Origin of the sequence: Pseudomonas sp. NFX15 (assembly GCF_049132105.1) — a bacterium.
GTDB lineage: Bacteria > Pseudomonadota > Gammaproteobacteria > Pseudomonadales > Pseudomonadaceae > Aquipseudomonas.
This window is the reverse complement of sequence record NZ_JAFMPV010000016.1, coordinates 20,361-33,266: the sequence shown is the minus strand read 5'-3', so window position 1 is coordinate 33,266 and position 12,906 is coordinate 20,361. Positions and strand designations below refer to the sequence as shown.

Annotated in this window: 11 protein-coding genes; 10 read left to right on the top strand and 1 reads right to left on the bottom strand. The window is 62.3% G+C overall.

Annotation, left to right across the window (positions count from 1 at the left end; translation table 11 throughout):
* The first annotated feature begins 1 nt into the window (after position 1).
* On the top strand, positions 2-769 hold the full coding sequence (locus tag J1D76_RS17580) for a DnaJ domain-containing protein (RefSeq protein ID WP_421139520.1): 768 nt from the start codon (positions 2-4) through the stop codon (positions 767-769).
* 122 nt (positions 770-891) lie between these two features.
* Here J1D76_RS17580 and J1D76_RS17575 read toward each other — a convergent pair whose 3' ends face one another.
* Positions 892-1,878, bottom strand: a complete 987-nt coding sequence (locus J1D76_RS17575) for an alpha/beta hydrolase family protein (RefSeq protein WP_421139519.1) — start codon at positions 1,876-1,878, stop codon at positions 892-894.
* Between the two features lie 73 nt (positions 1,879-1,951).
* Here J1D76_RS17575 and J1D76_RS17570 point away from each other — a divergent pair, with 73 nt between their 5' ends.
* From J1D76_RS17570 to J1D76_RS17530, 9 genes are all read left to right on the top strand, one after another.
* Entirely contained in the window at positions 1,952-4,348 is a 2,397-nt protein-coding gene (locus J1D76_RS17570; protein WP_421139517.1) for a PAS domain-containing sensor histidine kinase, read from the top strand.
* Positions 4,349-4,474: 126 nt separating this feature from the next.
* Complete coding sequence (locus tag J1D76_RS17565) at positions 4,475-5,104, top strand: response regulator (RefSeq protein WP_421139516.1); 630 nt, start codon at positions 4,475-4,477, stop codon at positions 5,102-5,104.
* Positions 5,105-5,450: 346 nt separating this feature from the next.
* On the top strand, positions 5,451-6,575 hold the full coding sequence (locus J1D76_RS17560) for an ABC transporter ATP-binding protein (RefSeq protein WP_421139515.1): 1,125 nt from the start codon (positions 5,451-5,453) through the stop codon (positions 6,573-6,575).
* A 48-nt stretch (positions 6,576-6,623) separates the two neighbouring features.
* On the top strand, positions 6,624-7,667 hold the full coding sequence (locus J1D76_RS17555; protein WP_421139514.1) for an ABC transporter substrate-binding protein: 1,044 nt from the start codon (positions 6,624-6,626) through the stop codon (positions 7,665-7,667).
* A 181-nt stretch (positions 7,668-7,848) separates the two neighbouring features.
* Positions 7,849-9,096 carry an ABC transporter permease gene (locus tag J1D76_RS17550; protein ID WP_421139513.1) on the top strand — a complete coding sequence of 416 codons (1,248 nt, stop codon included), beginning with the start codon at positions 7,849-7,851 and terminating at the stop codon, positions 9,094-9,096.
* Between the two features lie 12 nt (positions 9,097-9,108).
* Positions 9,109-9,933 (top strand): ABC transporter permease, encoded by an 825-nt coding sequence (locus J1D76_RS17545; RefSeq protein ID WP_421139512.1) that lies wholly within the window; start codon positions 9,109-9,111, stop codon positions 9,931-9,933.
* Between the two features lie 191 nt (positions 9,934-10,124).
* Positions 10,125-11,273, top strand: coding sequence for an iron-containing alcohol dehydrogenase (locus J1D76_RS17540; RefSeq protein WP_421139511.1), 1,149 nt, complete (start codon positions 10,125-10,127; stop codon positions 11,271-11,273).
* A 115-nt stretch (positions 11,274-11,388) separates the two neighbouring features.
* A complete protein-coding gene (rpe, locus tag J1D76_RS17535) occupies positions 11,389-12,063 on the top strand; it encodes a ribulose-phosphate 3-epimerase (protein WP_421139510.1) in 675 nt (224 codons plus the stop codon).
* Positions 12,060-12,878, top strand: a complete 819-nt coding sequence (locus tag J1D76_RS17530; RefSeq protein WP_421139508.1) for a phosphoglycolate phosphatase — start codon at positions 12,060-12,062, stop codon at positions 12,876-12,878. Before rpe ends, J1D76_RS17530 begins: the two co-directional genes overlap by 4 nt.
* Positions 12,879-12,906 lie beyond the last annotated feature (28 nt).

Here is a 12,906-nt window from a genome sequence, read left to right as displayed (position 1 = left end):
CATGCTGTGGCCAGGGACCCTGATCGGAGCCGGAGTGGGATTTGCCATCGCCAGCATTCCGGGGGCCATGCTCGGCGCGTTGTTGGGGCAGGCGCTGGACCGGCGCCTGAAACTGCAGAGCTGGGGGCATTTGCGCGAAAAGTTCGGCGGTCGCCCGGTGCTGCGCAACGATGAGTTGCTGTTTGTCCTGTTGGGGCGCCTGGCCAAGTGCGACGGCCGGGTCGTGGCCGGGCACATTGAACAGGCTCAGGCGGAAATGCGCGCGCTGGACATGTCCGAGCCGGCCCGGCGCCGGGCGATTGCCGCGTTCAATCGTGGCAAGTCGGGCCGCGACCGATTACGCGGCTATCTGCGTCGCCTGAGTGCCCAGCCCCATGCGGCGGAAGGCGTTTTACGTGCCTGCTGGCGAATGGTCTGGGCCGATGGCCGGGCTGGCAGCAGCGAGCAGGAGTTGATTGGCCAATGGGGCCGGTGGCTCGGCTGGACAGCGCGCGAAGTGCAGGCGTTGGCCCACGACTATGAACCGCAAAAGCGACCCGTGGGCAACAGCGTGCCGAGTTACCAGGATGCGCTGAAGCTGTTGGGTGTGTCGGCCACCACTGACCCGGCGCAGATCAAGCACGCATACCGACGTCTGCTCAGTCGTCATCACCCGGACAAGATTGCCGGGAGCGGGGCGACGGCGTCGCAGGTGCGTGAGGCCACCGAACGAACGCGTGAGCTGCATAGCGCTTATGCGTTGATTCGTGAGCGGCGTCATTTTCGCTAGCCCACCAAACTGAGTCGTTTGTGGTGCCGCCATCGCGGGCAAGCCACGTTCCCACTGGGTTTATTGTGCGACTCAAAACCTGTGGGAGCGCGGCTTGCCCGCAATGCAGGCGACTCGGTCGCTCAGTCGTTCACCTGCGGATTCAACCAACCCCGCACCCGACGATACAGTTGTTCCTGTTCGGCCTTGTTGTCCGGCAACGCCTTGAGCGCAACTTGAGTGAATGCCGCGGACCTCAGCCGCTTGCTGGCCTGCGCGCGTGCTTGTGCAGCGTTGCGGTCCAGCGGCTTGTCGCTGTAGTAGAGATCGGCGGTCGGCAGTTTCAGGGTCGGGGTCAGCTCTGCCAGCCCGGGTTTTGCCGTCACGGGTGTCTGCGCGGCAATCATCACCAGCTTCTCGACCTGTGAAGTTTGCTTCTCGCTCAGGTAGCGCGCCGCCCAATAGGCGCCCGTGCCATGCCCCAGCACCACGATGCTGCGGGCGCTTTGCTGTTCGGCGAAGGCGATCGCGGCGTCGATGCGGGCGAAGATGCGTTCAGCATCGGCCTTGGACTGTTCTTCAGTGCTTTGGGCGATGACCTTGTCGGCCACCTCGGCCTCGCCACCGGCCACTTGCTCGATAGGCGCGGCGGTCGTCGCGTCTTTGCTGCCGGTCTCGGAGGCCTTGGGAGCGGAGGGCGCTTGCACCACGCGTGGCGCAATGGCATCGCTTTGCAGGTCCGGCAAGGTGATACTCAGGCTGCCCCACTCGGCGTCTGGCAGCTTGCGCCGCAAAGGGCCGACCGCTTGCGGCCAGTCAACGCTTTCGCCGGCGCCCGGGATAATAATCACCGCGCCCTTGGGTTCAGCGGTATTGGCCGGTTTCCACAAGGCCAGGAAGGTGTCGCTGCCGGCTTGCAGTTGTTGCTGATCCTGGGCCGGAAGCGTGCGCTCAAGCGCCGCCGCTTCTTCCTGGCTGCGTTCAGGCAGCGCCTGACGTTCGAGCGGTTTTTCTTCGGCGGTTTTTTCCGCAGGGGCCGGTGCCGGGTCGGCCGCCTCGACGGAAAAAGCGCAAGGCAGGATCAGCGACAGGCACAATGCTGGCAGTGCCAGGCGGTAGACAGGGGGCATCGGATATTCCAGGCCAGAAGTGGTTCCGGCAGCCTAAAGGGTTGGTCAGTATTTGTCAGGGTGTGAGAGTTCGATGATGCGTTTTCGCTGCCTGTGGTTTATCGGCTGTTTGTGGTTTCCCTTGATGGGGTGGGCGGCCGCCGTGCCCCCGACGCATGTTGCGCAATTGTCGCCCAGCCAACAGCAGTGGCTGGCGCAGCGGGGCGAGTTGCGGGTCGGGTTGGTACTGCAGGCACCGTTTGCGCAATACGATCGCCGCTTGCAATTGCTCTCCGGGGTGAACGTCGAGTTGATGAAGTGGTTGGCCAAGGCCCTCAAGGTCGAGCTGAGCTGGCGCAATTTTCCCGACCTTGAACACTTGGAAGCCGCGGCCCTCGACGGCGAAATCGATGTTGCTCCAGGGCTGGTGCAGACCCCCGGCGGACTGCGCCTCTGGCAATTTTCCGATCCCTACATGCGGGTGCCGCAACTGGTGGTCAGCGACCAGAAAAGCACGGGCGCGGTGGAGCTGGAAAAACTCGACAGCCAGACCCGCGTTGCCGTGCGCATGCCCAGCCCTACCGCCGACTATCTGCGCAGCAATTACCCGCACCTGAATTTGCAGGGCGTGCCCGTCGAGCGTCAGGCGTTGCAATTGCTGACGAGCCAGCAAGCCGCTTACGCCGTGATCGACGAGGCGCAGTTGGGGCGTTTGTCGGTCGAGCCGGAATTCGCCGGGTTGGTGGTGGTCGGCGACATCGGTTTGCCGCAACTGCTGCGGGTGGCCACGCGCCGCGACCAACCGGAGCTGGCGAGTGTGATCGAAAGCGCGCTGCGGGCGATTCCGGCCAAGGACCTGGAGCAACTGCACAGTCAATGGCTGCAACCGAAGTATCCACGGCTGACCGAGTCGCCGGGATTCTGGCAAAACCTCTGCCTGTTGTTGGCGGTGCTGGCGTTGAGTGGCCTGGCCATCGTGTTCTGGCAGCGCCGTCAGCAGCACAGCCTGGAACAGCGCTTATTGGCCGCGCAGGAAGACATTGCCCAGCGCGCCGCCAGCGAGGAAGCCTTGCGGCTGACCCAGTTTTCCATCGACCAGAGCACCGTCGGCATCCTCTGGGTCAATTGGGACAGCCATGTGCGCTACGCCAACCGCGCGGCGGAAAACATGCTGGGCTATGCGTCCGGGGCGATTATTGATCGCCCGTTGATCGACTTCGAACCGGGTCTGCACATGGACCGCTGGTTGAGCCTGTGGAAGCGTGCCCGCACCAGCGAGGAAGGCCCACTCAGCTTTGAAGCCAATTGTGTGCGCGCCGATGGCCGCCTCCTGCCGGCCGACGTCTCGTTGAGCTTCCTGCGTTTTCGCGAGGGCGAATACCTGGTGGTTTACCTCAACGACGTCACCGAACGGCGCCGCGCACTGGCCGCCCTGCAGGAAAGCGAGGCGCGGCTGCAAGGCATCGCCGCCAACGTGCCGGGCCTGGTATTCCGCCTGGAGCGCGCGCCGCTGAACGGTCAGATCGACTTTGCCTATATCAGCGAAGGCAGCGAGAGCCTGGTGGGCTACTCGCCGGCCACCCTGGCGCGTCGTGACAAAGGTTTGCGCAGCCTCGTGCACCCGGATGACAAGGCCAGTTATCACCAGACCCAGGACCATGCGCTGGATACCGACAGCGACTGGTCGTGGCAGGGCCGCATCCTCACCCGCCAGGGCGAGCAGCGCTGGGCGGAAATCAAGGCCATTACCCGTCAGCTCGAAGACGGCGCTTATGTCTGGGACGGGATCGTCTGGGACATCAGCGAGAGCAAGCGCATCGAACTGGAACTGGCCAGCTCCCGGGAGCAGTTGCGCGAGTTGTCCGCCCACCTGGAAAGCGTGCGCGAGGAAGAAAAGGCGCGCATTGCCCGGGAAGTTCACGATGAGCTGGGACAGATGCTGACCGTGCTCAAACTGGAGACGTCGATGTGCGAGCTGGCGTACGCGCAACTGGATGCGGGCTTGAACGAGCGGCTTGGCAGCATGAAGCGCCTGATCGCTCAACTGTTCCAGTTGGTTCGCGACGTCGCGACGGCACTGCGCCCGCCGATTCTCGATGCCGGCATTGCCTCGGCCATCGAATGGCAGGCCCGACGATTCGAGGCACGCACGCAGATCCCGTGCCTGGTGCAGGTGCCGGACAACTTGCCGGTGCTCAGCGATGCCAAGGCCATTGGCCTGTTCCGTATCCTTCAGGAGGCGTTGACCAATGTCATGCGCCATGCCCAGGCGCATACTGTCGAGCTGACACTGGCGCTGGAAGGCGACACGTTGTGCCTGACCGTGGCCGATGATGGCGTAGGATTTGTCTCCGCTGCGGGCAGGTCAGCGTCCTTCGGGATTGTCGGCATGCGTGAGCGGGTGTTGATCATGGGTGGGGAGTTGACCCTTGAGAGTGAGCCGGGGGAGGGTACGACGCTGAGTGTGCGGGTGCCGTTGGATGCAGCCTGAGCAGGATGTGTTGACTGAACCGACGCCTTCGCGGGCAAGCCCGCTCCTACAATGTTTTGTGTCAATGCTCAAATCCATTGTGGGAGCGAGCCTGCTCGCGAATAGATCTTGAATCTGGAGAAGTCTGTGATCCGTGTACTGGTAGCCGAAGACCACACCATCGTCCGTGAAGGCATCAAGCAATTGATCGGCCTGGCCAAGGACTTGCTGGTGGTGGGAGAGGCGAGCAATGGCGAGCAGTTGCTCGACACCTTGCGTCATGTGCCTTGCGAGGTGGTGTTGCTGGACATCTCCATGCCGGGCGTCAACGGCCTGGAAGCGATCCCGCGGATTCGCGCGTTGAACAATCCGCCAGCGATCCTGGTGTTGTCGATGCACGATGAGGCGCAAATGGCCGCCCGGGCGCTGAAGGTCGGGGCCGCCGGCTATGCGACCAAGGACAGCGATCCCTCGCTGTTGCTGACGGCGATTCGCAAAGTGGCCGCCGGTGGACGTTACATCGACCCGGACCTGGCCGATCGCATGGTTTTCGAGGTCGGCCTGACCGATTCTCGGCCACTGCATTCGCTACTCTCCGAGCGTGAGTTCTCGGTGTTCGAGCGTTTGGCCCAGGGCGCCAACGTCAACGACATTGCCCAGCAACTGGCCCTGAGCAGCAAGACCATCAGCACCCACAAGGCGCGGCTGATGCAGAAACTCAACGTCACTTCGCTGGCGGAACTGGTGAAGTACGCGATGGAACACAAACTCCTCTAATCCATACCGCCTGACCCTGTAGGAGCGGGCTTGCCCGCGAAAGCGGTGTATCTGGTTCGAATAAGTTGGCTGACAGACCGCCTTCGCGGGCAAGCCCGCTCCTACTATAGGTTCAGTGGTGACATGCCCATTTACGACACCCAGCAAACCTGATTCGGCCTCTTGTCGCGGCCTGTAGCTGAGCACCTGTCGCGCAGTTGCCAAAACGCGCCATCCTTGTAGGGCAATTCCTACCCCCAGCCTTCCATCCGGCTGAGGCGAATCTCTCTTGCGCCCCGATTTGCGCGGTCCGCAGGGTCCACTAGGCTTAAACCCCACAGCAGTCATCAATAACAAAGGTGTGGGTATGAGCCAGGTCGATTCAAGTGCAGGGGCCAATGATGTTCTGGTCAGCTTTCGTGGAGTGCAGAAGAGCTACGACGGCGAGAACCTGATCGTCAAAGACCTCAACCTGGACATTCGCAAAGGCGAGTTCCTCACCTTGCTCGGGCCGTCCGGTTCCGGCAAGACCACCAGCCTGATGATGCTCGCCGGTTTCGAAACACCGACCGCCGGTGAAATCCTGCTGGCGGGGCGTGCCATCAACAACGTGCCGCCGCACAAGCGCGACATCGGCATGGTGTTCCAGAACTACGCCTTGTTCCCGCACATGACGGTGGCCGAGAACCTCGCGTTCCCACTGACCGTGCGCGGCATGAACAAGAGCGACGTCAGTGCCCGGGTCAAGCGCGTGCTGAGCATGGTCCAGCTCGATGCCTTCGCCCAGCGTTACCCGGCGCAGCTGTCCGGTGGTCAGCAACAGCGTGTGGCCCTGGCCCGGGCGCTGGTGTTCGAGCCGCAACTGGTGTTGATGGACGAACCCCTCGGCGCCCTCGATAAACAACTGCGCGAACACATGCAGATGGAGATCAAGCACCTGCACCAGCGCCTGGGCGTGACCGTGGTCTACGTGACCCACGACCAGGGCGAAGCCTTGACCATGTCCGACCGCGTGGCGGTGTTCCATCAGGGCGAAATCCAGCAGATCGCACCACCGCGCAGCCTCTACGAAGAACCGAAGAACACCTTCGTCGCCAACTTCATCGGCGAGAACAACCGCCTCAATGGTCGTCTGGTCAGCCAGAACGGCGAGCGCTGCGTGGTAGAGCTGGGTCGCGGCGAGAAGGTCGAGGCGCTGGCGGTCAACGTCGGCAAGACCGGCGAGCCGGTCACCCTGTCCATTCGTCCGGAGCGCGTGAGCCTCAATGGCTCCAGCGATCAATGCGTGAACCGCTTCTCTGGGCGGGTCGAGGAATTCATCTATCTGGGCGACCACGTCCGGGTGCGCATGGAAGTCTGCGGCAAGACCGACTTCTTCGTGAAACAACCGATTGCCGAGCTCGATCCTTCGCTCGCCGTCGGCGACGTGGTACCGCTTGGCTGGCAGGTCGAACACGTTCGCGCGCTCGATCCACTTCTAGAGGCGCATTGATCGCCCCGGCAATACCAACACCAACCCTGCACGTGGAGAGAACAATAAATGTTGAGATCCCTGAAATTCACCGCCCTGGCACTGGGCATGATGGGCGCGGCACACGCAATGGCGGCCGGTCCGGACCTGACCGTGGTGTCCTTTGGCGGGGCGAACAAGGCGGCTCAGGTCAAAGCCTTTTATGCGCCTTGGGAAGCGGCAGGCAACGGCAAGATCGTGGCGGGCGAGTACAACGGTGAGATGGCCAAGGTCAAAGCCATGGTCGACACCAAGAGCGTGTCCTGGGATCTGGTCGAGGTTGAATCGCCAGAACTGTCCCGCGGTTGCGACGAAGACATGTTCGAGCAACTGGACCCTGCGCTGTTCGGCAAGGGCGAAGACTACGTCAAGGGTGCCATCCAGCCTTGCGGCGTAGGTTTCTTCGTGTGGTCGACGGTGCTGGCCTACAACGCCGACAAGCTGAAAACCGCACCGACCAGCTGGAAGGATTTCTGGGACACCAAGCAGTTCCCGGGCAAGCGTGGCCTGCGTAAAGGCGCCAAGTACACCCTGGAGTTTGCCTTGATGGCCGATGGCGTTGCGCCGAAGGACGTCTACAAAGTGCTGGCCAGCAAAGATGGCCAGGACCGCGCGTTCAAGAAACTCGATGAACTCAAGCCGAGTATCCAGTGGTGGGAAGCCGGTGCACAACCACCGCAGTACCTGGCCTCCGGTGACGTGGTCATGAGCTCGGCCTATAACGGCCGGATCGCCGCGGTACAGAAAGAAAGCAACCTGAAAGTGGTGTGGAACGGCGGCATCTACGACTTCGACGCCTGGGCCATTCCGAAGGGCCTGGACAAGGCGCGTGCCGATGCGGCGAAGAAATTCATCGCGTTCTCGGTGATGCCACAGCAGCAGAAGACCTACTCGGAAAACATCGCCTACGGTCCGGCCAATACCCAGGCTGTCCCGTTGCTGGCCAAGGATGTCCTGAAAGACATGCCGACCACCCCGGAAAACATCGCCAACCAGGTGCAGATCGACGTCAGCTTCTGGGCTGACAACGGCGAGCAACTGGAACAGCGCTTCAACGCCTGGGCTGCGAAGTAAGACCGCACCGCGGGCTTACGCTGTAGGAGCAAGCTTGCTCGCGAAGACGTCAGCTCTTTCAACATCATTGTTGACTGACACTGCGCCTTCGCGAGCAAGCTCGCTCCTACAGATGCGGTGTTTCAACACAACAGAGGTGGTTCGCCACCTCTGTAACGATCAAAGATTTGCGGAGTACGTCATGGCTATCGCCGTTCCCCTGAACGAGGGCACCAGCCCCACTTTGAAGCAGCGGCTCAAGCATGCCGAGCGGGTCAACCGCTGGAAGGCCCAGGCGTTGATTGCGCCGCTGGTGCTGTTTCTGTTGCTGGTGTTCCTGGTGCCGATCGTGGCGCTGCTCTACAAAAGCGTTGGCAACCCGGAAGTGGTCGGCGGCATGCCGCGCACCGTGACGGCCATCGCCAGTTGGGACGGCCGTGGCCTGCCCGCTGAACCGGTTTACAAAGCGGCGGCCGAGGACCTCGCCGACGCTCGCAAGAATCAGCCCCTGGGCGACCTGTCCAAACGCCTGAACATGGAACTGGCCGGCTACCGCAGCCTGCTGACCAAAACCGCCCGCGCCTTGCCGCTCGCCACCGAGCCGGCCTCCTATAAAGAAGCACTGGAAGGTCTCGATGAACGCTGGGGCGACCCAGCCTACTGGCAAGCGGTGCGCCGCAACACCAGCAGCATCACCCCTTATTACCTGCTGGCAGCCGTCGATCATCGTATCGACGACCTCGGCGAAATCGCCCCGGCCACCCCGGACCAGGCGATCTACCTCGATATCTTCGCCCGCACTTTCTGGATGGGTCTGATCATCACTGTGATCTGCCTGGTGCTGGCGTATCCACTGGCCTACTTGCTGGCGAACCTGCCATCGCGCCAGAGCAACCTGCTGATGATCCTGGTGCTGTTGCCGTTCTGGACGTCGATTCTGGTGCGGGTCGCGGCGTGGATCGTGTTGCTGCAATCGGGCGGGTTGATCAACAGCGGCCTGATGGCGATGGGCATCATCGATAAGCCGATCGAGCTGGTGTTCAATCGCGTCGGTGTCTACATCTCGATGGTGCACATCCTGCTGCCGTTCATGATTTTGCCGATCTACAGCGTGATGAAGGGCATCTCGCCGACCTACATGCGTGCCGCGATTTCCCTCGGCTGCCATCCGTTCGCGAGCTTCTGGCGGGTGTACTTCCCGCAGACTTATGCCGGTGTCGGCGCCGGTTGCCTGTTGGTGTTCATCCTCGCCATCGGCTACTACATCACCCCGGCGTTGCTGGGCAGCCCGAACGATCAGATGGTCAGCTACTTCGTCGCCTTCTACACCAACACCAGCATCAACTGGGGCATGGCGACCGCACTCGGTGGGCTGTTGCTGTTGGCGACCGTCGTGCTTTATCTGATTTACAGCTGGCTGGTGGGCGCGAGCCGCCTGCGCCTGAGCTAAGGGGAGAACGAAATGCTGAGTCCTTATATGTCGCCCATCGAACGGGTGTGGTTCTACAGCTTGCGGATTCTCTGCGGCTTGATTCTGTTGTTCCTGATCCTGCCGGTGCTGGTGATCATTCCGCTGTCGTTCAACTCCGGCAGCTTCCTGGTGTACCCGCTGCAAGGTTTCTCGCTGCACTGGTATCAGGATTTCTTCGGCTCGGCGGAATGGATGCGCGCCCTGAAGAACAGCATCATCGTCGCTCCGGCGGCGACGGTGCTGGCGATGGTCTTCGGTACGCTGGCGGCCATCGGCCTGACCCGCGGCGACTTCCCCGGCAAGGCGCTGGTGATGGCGCTGGTGATTTCGCCGATGGTAGTGCCGGTGGTGATCATCGGTGTGGCCAGTTACCTGTTCTTCGCGCCGCTGGGGCTGGGTAACAGCTTCTTCTCGCTGATCGTGGTGCACGCGGTGCTGGGTGTGCCGTTCGTGATCATTACCGTGTCGGCGACGTTGCAGGGGTTCAACCACAACCTGGTGCGGGCCGCTGCGAGCCTGGGCGCTTCGCCGCTGACCACGTTTCGCCGGGTGACCTTGCCGCTGATCGCGCCAGGCGTGATCTCCGGGGCGCTGTTTGCCTTCGCGACTTCGTTCGACGAGGTGGTGGTGACGCTGTTCCTCGCCGGCCCCGAGCAAGCGACCCTGCCACGGCAGATGTTCAGCGGAATCCGCGAAAACCTCAGCCCGACCATTGCTGCCGCCGCCACGTTGCTGATTGCCTTCTCGGTGATCCTGCTGCTGACCCTGGAATGGCTGCGTGGCCGCAGCGAAAAACTGCGCACCGCGCAGGTCTGATATCGCTTCTCGTAGGAGCCGGCTTGCTGGCGAAGGGTGCAACGCGGTGTGCCTGATACACCGCTTTCGCCGGCAAGCCGGCTCCTACAGGATCGAGTTCGGCGTGGGTCATTCATGACCTGAATGCAAGACAACCCGCAATCCCCAGCTACTATTGTGCCCAGCTCCCCTACCTATAAGAGGCTGCGCACATGAGTCTTTCCTCTTTCAAAATCGCTCACAAACTGATCACCGGCGCAGGTGCCATCGAGCAACTGTCGGCCGAGCTGACCCGCCTGGACATCGACAACCCGCTGATCGTCACCGATGCCGCGTTGGTCAAGTCCGGCACGGTCGAGCTGGCACTGGCCCAACTGGGCGGGCGCAGCTACGAGATCTTCGACCGCGTACTGCCAGACCCGGAAATTGCCATCGTCGAAGACTGCATGCAGGTCTACCGCGACGGCGGGCATGACGGCTTGATCGGCCTCGGCGGCGGCAGTGCCATCGACATTGCCAAGAGCGTCGCGGCCTATGCCGGTTACCACGGTGCGCTGGAAGATTTGTTCGGCATCGACCAAGTGCCGCGTAAAGGCCCGCCGTTGATCGCTATCCCGACCACTGCCGGCACCGGTTCGGAAGTGACCAACGTCGCCATCCTGTCCGACAAGGTGGCGCAGCTGAAGAAGGGCATCGTCAGCGACTACCTGTTGCCGGATGTGGCGCTGGTCAGCCCGCAAATGACCCTGACCTGCCCGCGTAGCGTCACGGCCGCCAGTGGCGTCGATGCGCTGGTGCATGCCATCGAGTCCTACCTGTCGGTCAACGCCTCGCCGATTACCGATGCCCTCGCTATCGGTGCCATCCAGTTGATCGCCAAGGCGTTGCCCAAGGCCTACGCCAATCCGTCGAACCTGCAAGCCCGCGAAGACATGGCCACCGCCAGCCTGATGGCCGGCATGGCGTTCGGTAACGCGGGTGTTGGCGCGGTGCATGCGCTGGCGTATCCGCTGGGCGGGCGTTTCAACATTGCCCACGGCGTCAGCAATGCCTTGCTACTGCCCTATGTCATGACCTGGAACAAGATGGCCTGCATCGAACGCATGCAGGACATCGCCGAGGCCATGGGCGTGAAGACCGCTCACCTGAGCGTCAACGAGGCGGCTGACAAAGCTGTGCAGGCCATGACCGAGTTGTGTGCGGCCGTGGAGATTCCACAGGGCCTGCGCAGTTTCGGTGTACCCGAGGACGCGCTCCCGTCCATGGCCGTGGAAGCGGCGGGGATCGAGCGCCTGATGCGCAACAATCCGCGCAAACTGAGTGCCGTCGATATCGAAAAGATCTATCGAGCGGCGTACTAGAGCCTTGGCTGTTATTCGATGATGGCAAGGTCCAATCATCGCGCTCACGGTGCGCGCGTCAAAGCATGAGGTATACAATGCGCGCCATCGTGATTCTGCTCAGAAAAGGTGCGTCATGCAGCCCTTCGTAATTGCTCCGTCGATTCTCTCCGCCGACTTCGCCCGACTGGGCGAGGAAGTGGACAACGTCCTGGCCGCTGGCGCCGACTTTGTGCACTTCGATGTCATGGACAACCACTACGTGCCGAACCTGACCATCGGCCCGATGGTCTGTGCGGCGCTGCGCAAGTACGGCGTCACTGCGCCGATCGACGCGCACTTGATGGTCAGCCCGGTCGACCGCATCGTCGGTGACTTCATCGAAGCCGGCGCGACCTACATCACCTTCCACCCGGAAGCCACCCAGCACGTCGATCGCTCCCTGCAACTGATCCGCGAGGGCGGCTGCAAATCGGGTCTGGTGTTCAACCCGGCGACCCCGCTGGACGTGCTCAAGTACGTGATGGACAAGGTCGACATGATCCTGCTGATGAGCGTCAACCCAGGCTTCGGCGGGCAGAAGTTCATCCCCGGCACCCTCGACAAGCTGCGTGAAGCGCGGGCGCTGATCGATGCATCGGGTCGCGACATTCGCCTGGAAATCGACGGTGGCGTGAACGTGAACAACATTCGCGAAATCGCTGCGGCTGGCGCCGACACCTTCGTTGCCGGCTCGGCCATCTTCAATGCGCCGAGCTATCAGGAAGTCATCGACAAAATGCGTTCCGAACTGGCGCTGGCTCGCCCATGAGTGGCTTTGAGCAGCTGTTCCCGGGGCAACTGCCGCGGCTGGTGATGTTCGATCTGGACGGTACGTTGATCGATTCGGTCCCGGACCTGGCAGTGGCTGTGGACAAGATGCTGCTCAAACTCGGTCGCCAGCCTGCCGGTCTGGGGGCCGTGCGCGAATGGGTCGGCAATGGCGCGCCGGTACTGGTGCGTCGTGCGCTGGCAGGCGGCATCGATCACTCGGCGGTGGATAACGCCGAGGCCGAGCGGGCGCTGGAGTATTTCATGCAGGCCTATGGCGAGAGCCATGAGCTGACGGTGGTCTACCCCGGCGTGCGCGACACCCTGCGGTGGCTGAAAAAGCAGGGCGTCGAAATGGCGCTGATCACCAACAAGCCGGAGCGTTTCGTCGCGCCGCTGCTGGACCAGATGAAAATCGGACGCTACTTCCGCTGGATCATCGGCGGCGACACCCTGCCGCAGAAAAAGCCCGACCCGGCGGCGCTATTTTTCGTGATGAAAATGGCCAACATCCCGGCATCGCAGTCGTTGTTTGTCGGCGATTCGCGCAGCGATGTGCTGGCGGCGAAAGCGGCGGGGGTCAAGTGCGTGGCCTTGAGCTACGGCTACAACCACGGCCGGCCGATTGCCGAAGAGTCACCTGCGCTGGTGATCGACGACCTGCGCAAGCTAATTCCCGGTTGCCTGGACACGGCCGCTGAGATAACGTTGGCCGACGCTGTCAAACCCCCTTCTGGAAACGCCATCGTGGTGGTCACTCGCAAACTCTGGATGAAAGTCATCAAGGCCCTGGCCCGCTGGCGTTGGCGCGCCTGACTTGAATCTGGCCGGCTATCCGGCGCGT